We start from the raw sequence: 15,897 nt of genomic DNA, 5'->3' as shown, positions 1-15,897 counted from the left end.
TGTTTATTTTAAATCTGGTGAAGCTCTCATTTAATAATAGTCACCTTATTTTTATTTTCAAATTAATTTCCGAAAGCTAAAATTACTGCTCCGGTAATCATCAGGTTTACCAGTGCTAACGGGATTAAAGTTTTCCAACCTAAGTGCATCAGCTGATCGTATCTGAATCTTGGAAGCGTCCATCTGATCCACATAAATACGACAATTCCTATAATTGTTTTGGTTAAAAAGGCAACGATGCTTAAAATTCCTGCTGCATTTTCGCCCCAGTTTTGTGTTACCCATTCGATTCCGGGATAATTGTATCCACCGAAGAAAAGTACCACCATGAAGGCGTTTGAAATAAACATGTTCACATATTCACCAAACATGTATAAACCTAATTTCATCGAAGAATATTCTGTTGAATATCCAGTTACCAGTTCAGATTCACATTCAGGCAAATCGAAAGGGTGACGGTTGGTTTCTGCCAGGGCAGCCACGAAGAAAATTAGGAAGGCGAGCGGCTGATAGAGAATATTCCAGTTCATACCGTCAAGTTCAAAAAGTCCCCAGATTTTTCCTGTGGTTTGGGTTTCGGTAATAACTTTTAAATCTAAACTCCCGGTCATCATAATGATAGAAAGCAAAGCCAATCCCATCGCCAGCTCATAAGAAATCATCTGCGAAGATGCTCTGATTGCGCCTAAAAGTGAGTATTTATTGTTTGAAGCCCAGCCTCCAATCATGATTCCATAGACACCGATAGAAGCCATTCCGATAATAAATAGTACTCCAACATCAATATTGGCTACCTGAAGATCGTATGAAACACCTCCTAAGTTCAGAGTTTTACCCCATGGGATCACCGCGCCGGTAATCAGTGAAATAAACATCACTAACGATGGTCCAAGTATAAATAAGAATTTTTCTGCGTTTTGAGGAGTAAAGTCTTCTTTAAAGAAAAATTTACCACCATCTGCCAGCGGCTGCAGCAAACCGAAAGGCCCCGATCTGTTTGGCCCGATTCTGTCCTGCATGATAGCTGCTACTTTTCTCTCTGCCCAGGTAGAGTAGGCCGCGATCGTAAGTGAAAGCAGAAAAAGTGCAAATACAAGTATTAGTTTAAATGTAAGTAAATCCATTTTATTTGTAAAGATTTTTAGATATGAGATGTCAGATAGAAGATATGAGATATTACTCTGATGTCTTGTGCCTGAAATCTAATTGTCTTTAATTAATTATTTTTCGTCTTTTTCGCTGATTTCTTTTGCCATAGGATTGTCAAGCATTCTCAGTTCATCCTTTGGTTTTTCGTAATGATTCAGCGAAATCACAGACTGTCGGTCAATGTGTCGTGGTCCTTCAATGTTCCAGTCTGATAAATTTTTTCTTTCGAAACGGCAGGTATCACAGATGAATTCTTCCACTTCTCCCCACTGATCTTTTCTCGCCGTTACACGTACGATTTCATCGCCCTTCATGTAAACAGTTGCTTTACCGGAGCATTTATCACATTTGCAGCTTCCGTTCATCGGTTTTGTAAACCAAACTCTGCTTGCAAAACGCGATGTTCTGTCAGTCAATGCACCAACCGGACAAACATCAATGATGTTTCCGATGAAGTCATTGTCTAAAGCTTTATTTAAATATGTTGAAATTTCAGCATGATCTCCTCTGAACAAAATTCCGTGTTCTCTTTCGTCTGTCAGCTGATTGGCAACCAATACACAACGTGCACACAAAATGCAGCGGTTCATGTTCAGTTTTATATTCGGACCCAAATCGTCGGCGTCGTACGTATTTCTTTCAAAATCGGTTCTGGTTTCTTCATCACCGTATTCGTAGCCAAGATCCTGAAGATGACATTCACCTGCCTGGTCACAAACCGGACAATCCAACGGATGGTTTAAAAGCAAAAATTCAGTTACTGCTTTTCTGCCTTCCTGTGCTTTCGGAGAAGAAAGATTTTTCACTTCCATTCCATCCATCACGTTTGTTCTGCAGCTGGCTACCAGTTTCGGCATTGGTCTCGGATCTGCTTCTGAACCTTTAGAAACCTCTACAAGACACGTTCTGCACCTTCCGCCACTCGCTTCAAGTTTGCTGTAATAGCACATGGCCGGTGGTACAGATTTGCCGCCGATTTGTCTTGCAGCTTCCAATATCGAAGTTCCGGGAGCAACTTCCGCTGTCTGCCCGTCTATAGTGATTTTAAATTTTTTAACCTCTTCGCTCATATCTTTCTCGCTTTTATGCGCTAAGCTTTAGTTTCTGTTTATATTAAATCAAAATTAATTTGATCTTCTCGTCGTGTTAAATGTATATCCAATTCCGATGTTGTACTGAGCAAAAACAAAATCCTGCAGCGCATGATCGGGTTGGTCGTTCAGCGTCGTTTTTATATCCGCCATGTTGATATAACCTAATTTACCTTCTGCCTGAAGTACAATATGATGTGCCAAAATCAAGCTGGCAGCCATTCTCATATCGACCCCAAAACCTGCTAAGTGAAAACGGTCACTTCTCTCGTTTCCCATCAGCATCACGTTGGATTTTGGAAGCAGGGCGCCGAATCCGCCGCCATAACTTAAATATAAATCCACATGTTTTCTGTGCATTACCTCATGATATTTCTGCGCTCCGACGTTGATGTAATTCAGTCCGTCTGTATGCTCAAAAGTCAGGAAATTAGCGTCGGTAAGATCCACTTTTCCGTTTTTTATCATCGAAGCGTATTTCGGATCGCTTATATATCCTCTAAAATCTACCGTCTGCTCTTGGTCAACCACATATTTCATGTGATCCATACCGAGCGTGATCCCTAAACGATCTACTGGAAAATAGGTAATCCTGTAATTAACCTGCGGCACCGTAATGCTTCCCGGATTAAAATATTTTCCAAACTCAAACGGCGTCTGCCGGTCGTGCGCCACTACATGATCCAGTTCAAAGTCGTAACCTTTACCTTTAAAATGAATATCAGATTTGGAATATTTAGCCTGATTCCATCCCCAAAAAAGCATCACCGAACCTTTTTTAAAAAGTCGCGATGGTTTTTCGGAAGTATTATCATTTGTGTTTTGTGCAAAAACGAAATTAGAAACCAATATCGCGATTGCAAATAATTTTTTCAAAATGTTTATTTCTATTAATTAGCAGCAGCCACCGGAATCGGATCTGCATAATGCGCTAAACCATAATTCTGAGTTTTACACAGTTCGGGGTTTTTCACATGCCATTCAAACTCATCACGGAAATGACGGATCGCAGCCGCAACAGGCCATGCCGCAGCATCACCCAACGGACAGATCGTATTTCCTTCGATTTTTCTCTGAATATCCCAAAGAAGATCAATGTCTTCCATCTTTCCTTCTCCGTTTTCAATGCGCTTCAGGATTTTGTGCATCCAGCCTGTACCTTCACGGCAAGGTGTACACTGTCCGCAGCTTTCGTGGTGATAAAATCTCGCTAATGTCATCGTATGTTCCACCACACACTGATCTTCATCCAATACAATAAAACCACCGGAACCCATCATGGTTCCCGTTGCAAAACCACCGTCAGCCAGCGATTCATAGTTCATATATCTCGGTTCGCCGTTAACGGTTTTCAGCAGTAAATTTGCAGGAACAATTGGTACAGAACTTCCTCCCGGAATACAAGCCTTCAGCTTTTTACCGTTTGGAATTCCGCCGCAATATTCATCAGAATAAATAAATTCTTCAACCGTAATGGTCATGTCGATTTCGTATACTCCGGGTTTGTTGATGTTTCCACAAGCGGAAATCAATTTTGTACCGGTAGATTTTCCAACACCAATTTTAGCATATTCTGCACCGGTAATATCGATGATCGGAACGATTGCCGTAATAGATTCAACATTGTTGACAACTGTTGGTCTTTCCCAAAGTCCTTTCACAGCCGGGAATGGTGGTTTGAGTCTTGGGTTTCCTCTCTTTCCTTCCAGAGATTCTAGCAAAGCAGTTTCCTCACCGCAGATATAGGCTCCGCCGCCTCGCTGAACATAAATCTCACAGTCGAAACCGGTTCCTAAAATATTTTTTCCTAAAAATCCTGCAGCTCTTGCTTCTTCAATTGCTTCTTCCAAAATATCCGGAATCCATGAATATTCTCCACGGATGTAGATGTAGGAAACATTGGAACCTAAACAGTAGGATGAAATCAACATTCCCTCTATCAAAAGATGAGGAAGATATTCCATTAAATACCGGTCTTTAAAAGTTCCCGGCTCAGATTCGTCTGCATTTACTACCAAGTGTCTTGGCACGCCTTCAGGTTTTGCCAGAAAGCTCCATTTCATGCCAGTAGGGAAACCTGCACCGCCTCGGCCACGCAATCCGGAAGCTTTTACTTCTTCCAAAATCTCATCGGGAGTCATTTTCAAAGCTTTCGCCGCCGCCGAATAACCTCCCTGTTTACGGTAGGTTTCCATATAGCGAATGCCTTCAATGTGTGCGTCTTTAAGTAAAAGTTTTTTACTCATTTTTATATTATACTTTTAGCATTTACCTTAGCAATGCTATTTTATTTAATTTATTTTAACCTAAATCTACCTGTCCTTCTCTGCAAAGCTCAAGAATTTCGTCAACCTTTTCGATAGTCAGATTCTCATGATAAAATTTTCCAAGCTGCAACATCGGTGCATAACCGCAAGCGCCAAGACACTCAGCAGGTTTTAAAGTAAACATTCCGTCAGCTGTAGTTTCTCCGTCTTTGATGTTTAGTGTGGTACGGATGTGATCTAAAATTTTCTCACTTCCACAAAGCATACACGGGCCGGTTCTGCAAACTTCAAGAACATATTTTCCTACAGGTTTCATGTTGAACATCGTATAAAATGTCGCCACTTCATACACTTCAATCGGCTGTATATTCAGTAACGAAGCCACATAATCCATCACAGGAACCGAAAGCCAGCCTCCAAATTCTTTCTGTGCCACATGCAAAACGGGAAGAAGAGCAGATTTTTGCCTACCTTCCGGATATCTTGCCATGATTTTATGTACTTGCTGTAAACTCTCGGGTTTAAAAGCTATAGTTTCGTTCATTTCTTATCTGAGATTTCAGATGCCGAATTTCAGACATCAGATTTTAAATTTTATATATAAAGCGAAGAGTCAGACATCTGAAATCTGATGTCTCACATCTTCTAATTATGCGTCCAGTTCTCCGGCAATAATATTCATGCTGCACATCGTAACGATGGCATCAGAAATTACAGCTCCGGTAATCATTTCAGGATAAGCCTGATAATAGATGAAGCACGGTCTTCTGAAATGCAGACGGTAAGGTGTTCTTCCACCGTCGCTTACCAGATAAAATCCAAGTTCGCCGTTTCCACCTTCTACAGCGTGATACACTTCACCGCGCGGAACATCAGTTTCGCCCATTACGATTTTAAAGTGATAAATCAGCGCTTCCATTTTATTGTAAACATCTGCTTTTTCCGGAAGATAAAAATCCGGTACATCTGCATGGAAAGGTCCTTCCGGAAGATTTTCGTAGGCTTGCTTTATGATTTTAAGTGATTCCCAAACTTCCTGCTGACGCACCATAAAACGGTCATAAGTATCACCGGCAGTTCCTACAGGAATGATGAAGTCAAAATCTTCATACGAAGAATAAGGTTCGGCAACGCGCACGTCGTAATCAACGCCTGCTGCTCTCAGGTTAGGCCCTGTAAATCCGTAGCTCAAAGCTCTTTCCGCAGAAATGGCTCCGGCACCGATGGTACGGTCCATAAATATTCGGTTACGCTCCAGAAGCTGACCGAATTCTTTAAATCTGTCTGGGAATGTTTTTAGGAAATCCTGCAGCAACTCATGGAATTTTGGGGTGAAATCTCTTTCGAAACCACCGATTCTTCCCATGTTGGTAGTCATTCTTGCTCCGCAGATTTGCTCGTACATATCGTAGATACGTTCTCTTTCGATGAACATATACGTCAATCCTGTAATGGCTCCGGCATCCATTCCTGTCACACCGTTGCAGATTAAATGATCACCGATTCTGGCTAATTCCATTAAAATGACACGCATGTAATCGACGCGTTTCGGAACTTTTACGCCAATCAGTTTTTCAACCGTCATGTGCCATCCGATATTGTTAATCGGCGCCGAACAGTAATTCATACGGTCGGTAAGTGTCGTAATCTGAGCATAATTTCTTCTTTCGGAAATTTTCTCAAAAGCACGGTGAATATATCCTACGGTCTGTTCAGAATGCAGAATTCTTTCCCCATCCATCGTCAGCACATTCTGGAAAATTCCATGGGTAGCGGGATGCGTAGGGCCAAGATTCAGCGTGTAAAGCTGACCGTCGATCTGCTCTCTGCTCTCGTGCTGATTAAGTATATTTGATAGTGAGTTGTCTTTCATATTAATTGCTTTTAGCTATTTGCTTCTGGCTAGTGGCTAAATGCCAGTTGCCATGAGCTAAAACTATCTTCCAAACATCGCGTCGTCTTTATCCACTCTGGTACCGTCTTCAAGTCTGTATTCTTTCAGCATCGGGTGATAGCCAAGATCTTCCATATTCAAGATCGCACGAAGATCAGGATGACCTTTAAATTTAATTCCGTAAAAATCAAAAGTCTCACGCTCCATCCAGTTTGCACCTGCGTACAATTCCGTTAAAGAATCAACTTCAATGTTTTCGCGTGTCATGAAAATCTTCAGGCGAATTCTGAAATTCGTCATCATATTCTGAAGATGATAAATAACGCCGATTTCCTTGTCCGGAAACTCAGGATAATGAATTCCACAGATGTCAGTGAGAAATTTTATTTCGAGAGAAGAATCGCGCAGATAGTGAACGATCTTTTTTAAATCATCTTTTTTTACCTCTAAAGTAAGCATGCCGTGTGGCTCAGATGTATCTAAAACAGAATCTGGGAATTCTCTGCTGATGGCTTCTAATACAAATTCGTTGGTCATTTCAGTTTTTTAATTGCTGATGTTGTAAGAATCGAGTAGTTTCTGATATTCTGGCATATCTCTTCTGCGCAGACTTTCGCTTTCCGCAAGAGCCTGAACCTGCATTACGCCTTCAATAATCTGCTCCGGTCTCGGCGGACAGCCAGGAACGTAAACATCTACAGGAATAATTTTATCAATGCCCTGAAGCACAGAATAGGTATCGAAAATACCGCCACTGCAAGCGCAGGCACCCACAGAAACAACCCATTTTGGCTCAGCCATTTGAGTGTAAACTTCTTTTAAAACCGGTCCTAATTTTTTAGAAATTGTTCCGCAAACCATCAGCATATCTGCCTGTCTTGGTGAGAAAGAATTTCTTTCCATTCCAAATCGTGACGCATCAAAAGTAGGATTAAGCGTGGCCATAAACTCGATACCGCAGCAAGAAGTGGCAAATGGCAATGGCCAAAGCGAGAATTTTCTCGCCATCCCGATAACGCTGCTTAGTTTGGTCGCAAAAAATCCTTCTCCTTCAAATCCTTCAGGAGCGGGAGCGTCTGTTCTTATAATTGGTTTTTGATCTGACATTTTTATTTAATTTAAAGATTAAAATAATTAATGATTTCTTATTATGAATTTAAAATCTGTAATTATTAGATGCATTCAATCTTTTAATGTTAAACTTATTTATTCCAGTCGAGAGCGCCGCGCTTCCATACATAAAAGAAGGCGAGGAAAAATATCGCGACGAAAGTGAGAACGGCAAAAAAGCCTTCCACACCAAATTCTCTGAAATTAACGGCGTACGGATAAAAGAATACGATCTCAATATCAAACAGTACGAAAAGTACTGCGGTAAGAAAGTATTTTACAGAAAACGGAGTACGTGCATTACCCTCAACTGGAATACCACATTCCCAGCTCGAGTTTTTTACAGAATCTCCTTTTTTCTGTTGAGGACCCAAAAAATGAGCGCCTAAAAGTGAAATAGCAACGAAGCCAATGGCTACACCTGCTTGTATCAGTATCGGAATATAACTTTCTGGTAAATTCATTTTACATTATTATCTCAATTTGCAAATTTAGTTAATATAGAAGAGAGCATGAAATTAATACCCTTAAAAGTCTTATGAATTACCGGAAAAGCGATAATTTAGAATGAATAAAAATAGACTATTTTTTCAGCTGTTTCAGCATCCTGAAAGCCATAAAAGCAATGTAGGCAAAAAGAACACTCGCATAAACAATATTTATTACCGTATGTAAGCGGCCGTCGGCAACGGGAAAGAAAAAGTTGTAAGCGATAAAGCCGGCAACGAGTACAGCAAAGATGATTATATTGGGTTTTAGCATCAGATTTCCATGGAATAAGTTCGGCGGCGTTTGTGATTCACTGGGTTGTAATCCTGCCACAAGACCTGTACGCTTTTGTTTTCTTCAAGCTCCGGATTGGTCTCGGCAAAATCTATTCCCATCTTGTTGAAACGCACGAATATTTCTTTAAAGATAATCGCGGTAACGCCTCTTCGCTGATATTCTGGATGAATGCCGATGAGATAAAAATTGGCGCGGTCGTTTTTCTTCTCTGCCTGCAAAAAATGCCACCAGCCGAATGGGAAAAGTTTTCCTTTAGATTTCTGCAAAGCTTTGGAATAAGAGGGCATGGTAACAGCAAACGAAACCAGCTCATCGTGCTCATCAACAACGCAGATGACGTAGTTTTTAGCGATCAGCGGGAAGAATTTTTCTTTATATGTTTTTATCTGCTCTTCAGTAATCGGGGTGTAGGTCGACAGGGTGTTGTACGTTTTATCAAGCAGTTTAAACATCGGTTTTACATATGGTAAAATCTCTTCTTTACTTTTAAAATGAAGAACACGGAGTTTGTATTTTTCTGCAATCAGCGAACTGAATTTCTCCACTTTCGGCGGAAGTATTTTCGGGAAATTCATCTCAAATTCTACCCATTCTTTTTCTTTCGTCAAACCGAGTGCTTCAATGTGTTGCGGGTAATACGCGTGGTTGTAAATGCCTATCATCGTTGCAATTTTTTCAAAACCAAATGTCAGCATTCCGGCTTTATCGAGATTGGTAAAGCCCATCGGACCTTCAATTTTTGAAATCTGATGATGTTTAGCGAAATTAATAACCATATCCATAAGAGCTTTGGAAACCTCACGGTCATCAATAAAATCAATCCAGCCAAAACGCACTTTTGTGATGCCTAATTCCTTTTGTTCTTTTCGGTTGATGATTGCAGCAATACGGCCCGCTATTTTCCCGTTTTTGTAGGCTAAAAATTGCTTCGCTAGAGAATATTGAAGGGCAGGATTTTCATTTTTGTTCCAGACGTTGATTTCGTCTTTTATAAAAGAAGGAACGTAATAGGGATTGTCTTTGTAAAGATCCATCGGGAACTGTACAAATTCTTTAATTTCTGCTGTCGTTTTTACCTCGCGAATGAAAACTTCTGACATGTTTTTTAAGCAATGATTAGCACAAATATAGAGAATTATAGCCAAAACTTTGGCATAATTATTACATCAAAGGACAGAATAAACACAATAAAAAACACTCAAAATGGGCGGCTACTATATTATAATCATTGCATCAATGCTCATCAGCTGGCTGGTCTCGGCGCGTTTGAAATTCAAATTTGAACATTACTCAAAAGTGCAGCTTCGCAACGGCATGAGCGGAAAAGAAATCGCCGAAAAGATGCTTCGCGATAATAAAATAAATGATGTCCAGGTGATTTCTGTTCCCGGGCAGCTGACAGATCACTACAATCCGGCAAACAAAACTGTAAACCTTTCCGAAGGCGTTTATATGCAGAGAAATGCCGCCGCCGCCGCAGTTGCCGCGCACGAATGTGGACATGCAGTGCAGCACGCAGTAGGATATTCAATGTTGCAGTTGAGATCAAAACTGGTTCCCGTTGTACAGATCAGTTCAAATTTAATGCAGTTTGTTTTAATTGGCGGTTTAATGATTATGTTCGCTACACGTTCCATCGAAAATCCACAGGGAAATACTTTGGTTTTGGCAATTGGAGTCGTAATGTTTGCAGCGACCACTTTATTTGCATTTATCACACTTCCGGTAGAATATGACGCAAGCAACCGCGCAATGAAATGGCTCAAAGAAACCAATACGGTGACACCAGAAGAATATGTAGGCGTGGAAGACAGTTTAAAATGGGCCGCAAGAACGTATCTTGTTGCCGCACTCGGTTCACTTGCTCAGCTTTTATATTGGGCTTCAATGCTGATGGGCAGCAGAAGATAGTTTACGAATATCTTTTAAATAATATATCGCATCTCAATATAATTTTTGAGATGTTTTTTTTCTGAATCTCAAATATCATCTCACTTCATTTTAATATTTTTGAGCCAGATTGAATGCTCATGAATCTTTTAAAATCCTTTGCTTCCGAAAATCAGAGAATCGCTGTTTTAGTGAAAATCATCTGTTTCTTCTGGCTCATCACCAAGCTTTGGAGTTATAAAACATGGATTGCTGACAGAGTTTATCCCGTTGTTGCGCCGTTTGAAATTTTACAGGAGGTTCCGCCGTCTCTGCATTTGATTTTTTTCGGATTGTCTTTAGTCATTTTGTTTTTGATTATTGTTTTTAAACTGAACCGAAGTTTACTCATCGTACTTTTTATTTTAGAAATAGTAAGTTGCTCGCTGGACAGCGTTCGATGGCATCCTTGGGAATTTATGTACCTGTGTTTTACACTTACGGTGATCTTAAATTTTTCTAAACCAAAAACAGTTTTTCTGCTCCTTCATCTGTTTCTCGTCGCAACATTTTTTTACAGCGGTTTGCATAAATTAAACAGAAATTTTCTTGACTATTTCTGGAGAGATCATATTTTGACTGCATTTTTTGGATTGTCAAATGAAGTTATTCTCAAATACAAACTCTTTTTCGTCGGACTTCTTATTCCTGTAACTGAAATTTTTCTGGCATTCCTGCTTTTTTTCGGAAAATCTAAAAAGAAAACCAGCTATATTCTGATTGCATTGCACGTCGGGATTTTAATTCTTCTCGGTCCGTTTGGATTAAATTATAATTCAATCGTATGGATATGGAATCTGGCTATGATCGCCATCCTGTTTCTTCTGTATCAGAAAGATGATATAACTTTTGATAAGACAATTATTTCGTCTCAGCTTCCGTGGATGATTCTGTGGTTCATTATGCCGATATACAGTTTTTTCGGAAGATATTATCAGTATTTTTCTTTCAACCTCTATTCTGCGAAAGGAACGCAGCTCTATATATGTACGAAAAAAAGCAATAAAGATTTAACGACTTTCGATGATAAATCTTTCACTTCTTTCTGCAACGGAAAAGTGGGAATAGCTTTGCAAAACTGGGCGATGGCTGAACTGAAATCTGCCTCTTCGCCCGAACTGGAAATTCAGCAGAAGGCCGGACAAATATTATTAAAGAAATATGGCTGCGAAAACATATCCGTCTTTCTATACAACGTTGATAAACAGTCGATGACAAAACTGTCATGTTCTGCAGATCATTAAAAAATTAAATGCTACATTTTGCATCTCAGAAAGTTTTTCGGAGATGTTTTCTTTGTGTGCGGTTTTCAGGCTCGCTTTTATCGAACAGTTTTCGTCCGCGTCAAATTCTAAAATTTTAGCATCATACTTCGAAAGCAAAGTGAAAATAACATTTTGTAAACTGAACGGAAATTCGATTGTTACAGTTTCTTCTAATTCTTTGACGATGATTTCCGTAGCCTCGATCGCATCCTTCGCAGCTTCTTTATACGCTTTTACCAAACCTGAAACACCCAGTTTTGTTCCGCCGTAATATCTCACAACAATTACCAGAACGTTGGTGATTTCGTGCGCCAATAGCTGATTGTAAATCGGCAAACCGGCACTTCCGGATGGTTCGCCGTCGTCATTTGCCCGGTATTGATCACCTTTTATTCCCAAACGGTACGCGTAGCAGTGATGCGTCGCTTTTGGATGAACGGTTCGCAAGTTTTCCAGAATATCTTTGATTTCTGTTTCGCTTTCTGCAGGATATGCAAAGCCGATAAATTTGCTTCCTTTTTCCTTTAAAAGTATTTCTTCAGCCGGCTTTGCCAACGTTTTATACTCCAGAATCATCAGTATTTTGTTTAAAATTGCTGTAAAACTCAATCACATTATCTCGGTACTGTTCGCTTCTCTCGGACATTTTATTAAAAGTGGGAGCCTTTGTTCCGTTTTTAAGTACAAGATTTGGATTTTTGATGATGATCGCTTCGTCCCAGAGATCCGCATCTATAAACTGCTGCAAAACTTTTCCGCCACCTTCCACAATCAGCGATTGAATCTGCTTTTCGTGAAGTTTCTCCAACATTTCTGCGATGAAATTTTCTTTAGAAACTTTGATCAGCTGAATGTGAGATTCATCCAGATTTTTTATCGTATTAAATACATAAGTTTCCGCTTCTTTATTAAAAATATGAAAATCTCTCGGCACCGAAAGATCAGAATCTATCAGCAGACGGATCGGATTTCTTCCCGTGAGTTCACGCGTCGTCAGGCTCGGATTATCGCGCATCGCCGTCATGGTTCCGATCAAAATTGCGTGTTCAGAATTTCTCAGCCGATGCACAAACTGCTTCGTCAGCGAATTGCTGATTTGTGTGGGTTTAAAGTCCTGATCCATAAAATGGTCTGCAGATTCTGCCCATTTCAAAATAATATACGGACGTTTTTTCTGATGAAACGTGAAAAATCTTTTATTTAAATCCAGACATTCATTCTCCAAAATCCCGGAAACAACTTCAATTCCTGCTTCCTCAATCATCTTTTTGCCTTTTCCGTTTACCTTGTCGTGCAGATCCATCGCACCGATAACGACTCTTTTGAAACCAATTTCAATAATTTTTAAAGCACACGGCGGCGTTTTTCCGTAGTGCGCACAAGGTTCAAGAGAAACATAAATGGTGGATTCTTTCAGCAATTCTCGATTTTCAACTGAATTAATCGCATTAATTTCTGCATGCGCCTCACCGGCTTTCTGATGAAATCCTTCCCCGATTATTTTACCGTTGTGTACAATGATGCTTCCCACCAGCGGATTTGGATAGGTGTTTCCTGTAGCTTTTTTGGCGAGTTCAATGCAGCGCCGCATATACAATTCGTCTTCCATATAAAAAAAGCGAAGACAAATTTCTTTGCTTCGCCTGAATTTTATTTTTATTAAATTTTATTCGCCCGAAATAATATGGTGAAGGCTTTGCTTCATACCATCGAGCTGCACGCGTTTTTCGTCGATCGTACGATACGTATCCTTTAAAAGCGGATTGTCGCGTGAAGGATTTTTGAAGAACGACATATTGTTTTCAAGCTTTACAATTTCAGATTCGAGATCAGCGATCTGATTCTTCATCTTACGCGCTTTATCAGTCAGCTGATTTTCTGTTAAACCGTCTTCCTTAAGTTCGTATTCGTTAATTTTATTGAGTTTAAGTTTCTCGCGAAGCGTTTTGTTAAATTCAGTATTGATGCCAATCTTATCTCTGGGCACTTTCCCGATATTATTCCACGAAGTTTTTATCGTCTCAATTTTTTCTACACTTCCTTCCTCGTCACCAATGGTTTTCAGATCTTCAAGAAGATTGCGCTTCATTTTGTAATTTTCCTTCCAGTTATCGGTAGAAGCAGCGCTTTTTTCACGATAATTATTAAAAAATGTATTGCACGCTTCACGGAATTCGTCCCAGATTTTATTCGTCATGCTTTTCGGTACATGCCCGATCTGCTTCCAGTCGTCCTGAAGTTTTTTAAAGAGTGCCACTGCAGTTTCCCAGTCCTCAGACATCATATTGTCTTTGGCAGTCTGTATCAGCTTCATTTTTTCGTCAAGATTCTGCTGCTGAGAACCTTTTAATGATTTGTAATAATTGTTTTTCTGGCTGTTGAAGTTTCTGAGAATGGTTTTAAAATCATTCCAGTTGCTGTTCGAGATTTTTCTCGGCACATTTCCGGTTTTAAGAAATTCAGAACGAAGTTCTTCCACGCGTTTGATTGAGTTTTGCCAGTAACCGTGACTCGGATTATCCTGTGGCTCTGCGAGTTTTTTAATCTCTTCGATAATCTGAACTTTCTTCTCCAGATTGGCATTTTGTTCAGTTTCAATCGCTGCAGAAAGTTCAGATTTGCGGTCGTGAATCCTGTTCGAAATTTCCTTAAATTCATCCCACGTCTTCTCGCGGTGTTCTTCGGCGACAGGCTCAGCTTCTTCTTTCCAGAGTTTGTGCAGATACTGAAGTTCATTCAGTGCTTTCTGTACAGAAGTTTCATTTTCAAGCTCTTTCGCGCGTGCAATGATGTGCTGACGCTTTTCAAGATTATGCGAATATTCCTGCTCAAGAAATTCTTTATTCATATCCAGCATCTGATAAAACTGATTCAGATGATGAAAATAATTATTGTTTAAAATTTTAAATTCAGACTTTGCCACCTGTCCGGCATTCGACCATTCTTCCTTAATCTCGCGGATTGATTTAAAGAGATTCACACCAGGCTCAGAATTGGTGTACAGATTTTTCAGACGGTCAATAATCTGCTGTCTGTGCTCCAGATTTTTGCCTTGTTCTGCATCCTGATTTTTCTGAAAAGCATCATGCTTCTCGCGGAAAATATGCACCAAAGCATTAAATCTCGACTGCGAAGGATGTTCATAACTGAAATTTTCTGCAGCCGATCCGCCCTCTGTGTACTCTGTTTTTTTAGCGTCGATATCGTGGTGAATCGCGCGGTTAGCCATTTCTTTAAAATTATTAAATTCTTTCGTATGCTCGCCGGCATTTTCAGCATTAATGATTTTCTCCATTTGCTGCAACGCTTCATCAAGCGAAAGATCAACCAGATTTTCAGCTGGTTTTTCTTCAGGCGAAGGCATTTCAGAAGTTTCAGATTCTGAGGAAGGCGTTTCGGTAGCTTCTGTTACATCTGAAGAAGTTTCTTCCTCTGTATTTGCAGAGGTGGTTTCAGTCTCTTTTTCAGCCGGGGTTTCGGCAGTATTTTCTTCAGGAAAAGGTTTGTTTTCCTCGTTTTCAGAAAGGTTGTTTTCTGTAGTCATAGCAAATCTGTTTTGTGAATGGCGGTCTAGCGGGTTTCCGAAAAATCTGTCTTTCGGAAACAAGGCACTAATTTATGCTATTTTTTCTGAACCTCCCAAATTTCCCAGGCTTTTTCTGCCTGCTGTTCAAGCATATAAAATCCATTGGCCGTTTGTGCTCCGCGCGCGGCAGCTTCACTTAAAAATTTGGTGTATTCCGGGTTGTAAATAAGGTCGATTACGAGATGTTTTTCTGAAATTCCTTCAAACGGAAATTTTACAGAATCTTCCACATTCGGAAACGTGCCGACAGGCGTACACTGTACGATAAGCAGGTTTTTTTCGACTTGATCTTTGGTTAAATTTTCAAATGTAAATTCAGATTTTCGCGAAACGGTAATAGCCGGGATTTGTTTCTTTTTTAAAACAAACTGTACCGCTTTCGCTGCTCCGCCATCGCCGAGAACGATTGCCGACTGATGATGATTTTGTAACTGAATATCCAGCGTTCTTTCAAATCCGTAAGCATCGGTATTAAAACCTTTTTTGATGCCGTTCTCAATTTTCACACAGTTTACTGCACCGATTGTTCTGGCCTCCTCGCTCAGTTCATCAAGATAATCAATAACCGCTTCTTTATAGGGAATCGTCACATTAAAACCGGCCACCGACGAATCCTCAAATAGCTCTTCAACTTCGCTGATTTCATTTAAATCAAATAAAGAATAGGAAACATGATCGAGATTGAGTTTTGTAAACTTTTTTTCAAAGTACATTTTCGAAAAAGAGTAGGATATATTGCGGCCGATCAGCCCGAGTTTGATCTGGGAATTCATCTTTCAAAAATAAAAAAAAGACCGGAAAAACCGGTCTTCAATGGATA

Annotated in this window: 17 protein-coding genes; 2 read left to right on the top strand and 15 right to left on the bottom strand. The window is 40.0% G+C overall.

Annotated features, from left to right (window positions below; translation table 11 throughout):
* Window positions 1–62 precede the first annotated feature (62 nt).
* From nuoH to ASG01_RS10725, 11 genes are all read right to left on the bottom strand, one after another.
* Window positions 63–1,124, bottom strand: coding sequence for an NADH-quinone oxidoreductase subunit NuoH (gene nuoH / locus ASG01_RS10775; protein ID WP_055863509.1), 1,062 nt, complete (start codon window positions 1,122–1,124; stop codon window positions 63–65).
* Window positions 1,125–1,220: 96 nt separating this feature from the next.
* A complete protein-coding gene (locus ASG01_RS10770; protein ID WP_055863508.1) occupies window positions 1,221–2,219 on the bottom strand; it encodes a 2Fe-2S iron-sulfur cluster-binding protein in 999 nt (332 codons plus the stop codon).
* Window positions 2,220–2,273: 54 nt separating this feature from the next.
* A complete protein-coding gene (locus ASG01_RS10765; protein WP_055863507.1) occupies window positions 2,274–3,116 on the bottom strand; it encodes a hypothetical protein in 843 nt (280 codons plus the stop codon).
* A 14-nt stretch (window positions 3,117–3,130) separates the two neighbouring features.
* Entirely contained in the window at window positions 3,131–4,486 is a 1,356-nt protein-coding gene (gene nuoF, locus ASG01_RS10760) for an NADH-quinone oxidoreductase subunit NuoF (RefSeq protein WP_055863506.1), read from the bottom strand.
* A 55-nt stretch (window positions 4,487–4,541) separates the two neighbouring features.
* Window positions 4,542–5,051, bottom strand: a complete 510-nt coding sequence (nuoE, locus tag ASG01_RS10755; RefSeq protein ID WP_055863505.1) for a complex I 24 kDa subunit family protein — start codon at window positions 5,049–5,051, stop codon at window positions 4,542–4,544.
* Between the two features lie 105 nt (window positions 5,052–5,156).
* The gene (locus ASG01_RS10750) at window positions 5,157–6,380 is read right to left on the bottom strand and encodes an NADH-quinone oxidoreductase subunit D (protein WP_055863504.1); all 1,224 of its coding nucleotides are present in this window, start codon (window positions 6,378–6,380) and stop codon (window positions 5,157–5,159) included.
* 63 nt (window positions 6,381–6,443) lie between these two features.
* Entirely contained in the window at window positions 6,444–6,938 is a 495-nt protein-coding gene (locus tag ASG01_RS10745) for an NADH-quinone oxidoreductase subunit C (RefSeq protein WP_055863503.1), read from the bottom strand.
* Between the two features lie 9 nt (window positions 6,939–6,947).
* Window positions 6,948–7,508, bottom strand: coding sequence for an NADH-quinone oxidoreductase subunit B (locus ASG01_RS10740; protein WP_055863502.1), 561 nt, complete (start codon window positions 7,506–7,508; stop codon window positions 6,948–6,950).
* A 95-nt stretch (window positions 7,509–7,603) separates the two neighbouring features.
* Entirely contained in the window at window positions 7,604–7,975 is a 372-nt protein-coding gene (locus ASG01_RS10735; RefSeq protein WP_055863501.1) for an NADH-quinone oxidoreductase subunit A, read from the bottom strand.
* 118 nt (window positions 7,976–8,093) lie between these two features.
* Window positions 8,094–8,273 (bottom strand): hypothetical protein, encoded by a 180-nt coding sequence (locus tag ASG01_RS10730; RefSeq protein ID WP_055863500.1) that lies wholly within the window; start codon window positions 8,271–8,273, stop codon window positions 8,094–8,096.
* Entirely contained in the window at window positions 8,273–9,397 is a 1,125-nt protein-coding gene (locus ASG01_RS10725; RefSeq protein WP_055863499.1) for a hypothetical protein, read from the bottom strand. Before ASG01_RS10725 ends, ASG01_RS10730 begins: the two co-directional genes overlap by 1 nt.
* A 103-nt stretch (window positions 9,398–9,500) precedes the next feature.
* On the opposite strand from ASG01_RS10725, the gene ASG01_RS10720 reads away from it, so the two are divergent.
* Both ASG01_RS10720 and ASG01_RS10715 read left to right on the top strand, forming a co-directional pair.
* On the top strand, window positions 9,501–10,208 hold the full coding sequence (locus ASG01_RS10720; protein ID WP_055863498.1) for a zinc metallopeptidase: 708 nt from the start codon (window positions 9,501–9,503) through the stop codon (window positions 10,206–10,208).
* Window positions 10,209–10,327: 119 nt separating this feature from the next.
* Window positions 10,328–11,470 (top strand): hypothetical protein, encoded by a 1,143-nt coding sequence (locus tag ASG01_RS10715; protein ID WP_055863497.1) that lies wholly within the window; start codon window positions 10,328–10,330, stop codon window positions 11,468–11,470.
* Here ASG01_RS10715 and ASG01_RS10710 read toward each other — a convergent pair.
* The 4 genes from ASG01_RS10710 to ASG01_RS10695 all read right to left on the bottom strand — a co-directional run bounded on the left by ASG01_RS10710 (window position 11,450) and on the right by ASG01_RS10695 (window position 15,850).
* Window positions 11,450–12,067, bottom strand: a complete 618-nt coding sequence (locus tag ASG01_RS10710; protein WP_055863496.1) for an IMPACT family protein — start codon at window positions 12,065–12,067, stop codon at window positions 11,450–11,452. The genes ASG01_RS10715 and ASG01_RS10710 overlap by 21 nt on opposite strands.
* Window positions 12,051–13,100, bottom strand: a complete 1,050-nt coding sequence (ribD, locus tag ASG01_RS10705) for a bifunctional diaminohydroxyphosphoribosylaminopyrimidine deaminase/5-amino-6-(5-phosphoribosylamino)uracil reductase RibD (RefSeq protein ID WP_055863495.1) — start codon at window positions 13,098–13,100, stop codon at window positions 12,051–12,053. The genes ASG01_RS10710 and ribD overlap by 17 nt, the downstream gene beginning before the upstream one ends.
* A gap of 57 nt (window positions 13,101–13,157) precedes the next feature.
* Window positions 13,158–15,035 (bottom strand): DUF349 domain-containing protein, encoded by a 1,878-nt coding sequence (locus ASG01_RS10700; RefSeq protein ID WP_055863622.1) that lies wholly within the window; start codon window positions 15,033–15,035, stop codon window positions 13,158–13,160.
* A gap of 77 nt (window positions 15,036–15,112) precedes the next feature.
* Window positions 15,113–15,850 carry a shikimate dehydrogenase family protein gene (locus tag ASG01_RS10695; protein WP_055863494.1) on the bottom strand — a complete coding sequence of 246 codons (738 nt, stop codon included), beginning with the start codon at window positions 15,848–15,850 and terminating at the stop codon, window positions 15,113–15,115.
* Window positions 15,851–15,897 lie beyond the last annotated feature (47 nt).

The sequence above is a fragment of the Chryseobacterium sp. Leaf180 genome (assembly GCF_001424585.1).
Taxonomy (GTDB): Bacteria; Bacteroidota; Bacteroidia; order Flavobacteriales; family Weeksellaceae; genus Chryseobacterium.
Note: the sequence above shows the minus strand (reverse complement) of the source record. Positions and strands in the feature narration are given on the sequence as shown.

Excerpts from the sequence above, each read along its gene's own strand:
- nuoH (WP_055863509.1), bottom strand. The coding sequence starts at position 1,124 with ATGGATTTACTTACATTTAAACTAATACTTGTATTTGCACTTTTTCTG.
- ASG01_RS10770 (WP_055863508.1), bottom strand. The coding sequence starts at position 2,219 with ATGAGCGAAGAGGTTAAAAAATTTAAAATCACTATAGACGGGCAGACA.
- nuoF (WP_055863506.1), bottom strand. The coding sequence starts at position 4,486 with ATGAGTAAAAAACTTTTACTTAAAGACGCACACATTGAAGGCATTCGC.
- nuoE (WP_055863505.1), bottom strand. The coding sequence starts at position 5,051 with ATGAACGAAACTATAGCTTTTAAACCCGAGAGTTTACAGCAAGTACAT.
- ASG01_RS10750 (WP_055863504.1), bottom strand. The coding sequence starts at position 6,380 with ATGAAAGACAACTCACTATCAAATATACTTAATCAGCACGAGAGCAGA.
- ASG01_RS10745 (WP_055863503.1), bottom strand. The coding sequence starts at position 6,938 with ATGACCAACGAATTTGTATTAGAAGCCATCAGCAGAGAATTCCCAGAT.
- ASG01_RS10740 (WP_055863502.1), bottom strand. The coding sequence starts at position 7,508 with ATGTCAGATCAAAAACCAATTATAAGAACAGACGCTCCCGCTCCTGAA.
- ASG01_RS10735 (WP_055863501.1), bottom strand. The coding sequence starts at position 7,975 with ATGAATTTACCAGAAAGTTATATTCCGATACTGATACAAGCAGGTGTA.
- ASG01_RS10730 (WP_055863500.1), bottom strand. The coding sequence starts at position 8,273 with ATGCTAAAACCCAATATAATCATCTTTGCTGTACTCGTTGCCGGCTTT.
- ASG01_RS10725 (WP_055863499.1), bottom strand. The coding sequence starts at position 9,397 with ATGTCAGAAGTTTTCATTCGCGAGGTAAAAACGACAGCAGAAATTAAA.
- ASG01_RS10720 (WP_055863498.1), top strand. The coding sequence starts at position 9,501 with ATGGGCGGCTACTATATTATAATCATTGCATCAATGCTCATCAGCTGG.
- ASG01_RS10715 (WP_055863497.1), top strand. The coding sequence starts at position 10,328 with ATGAATCTTTTAAAATCCTTTGCTTCCGAAAATCAGAGAATCGCTGTT.
- ASG01_RS10710 (WP_055863496.1), bottom strand. The coding sequence starts at position 12,067 with ATGATTCTGGAGTATAAAACGTTGGCAAAGCCGGCTGAAGAAATACTT.
- ribD (WP_055863495.1), bottom strand. The coding sequence starts at position 13,100 with ATGGAAGACGAATTGTATATGCGGCGCTGCATTGAACTCGCCAAAAAA.
- ASG01_RS10700 (WP_055863622.1), bottom strand. The coding sequence starts at position 15,035 with ATGACTACAGAAAACAACCTTTCTGAAAACGAGGAAAACAAACCTTTT.
- ASG01_RS10695 (WP_055863494.1), bottom strand. The coding sequence starts at position 15,850 with ATGAATTCCCAGATCAAACTCGGGCTGATCGGCCGCAATATATCCTAC.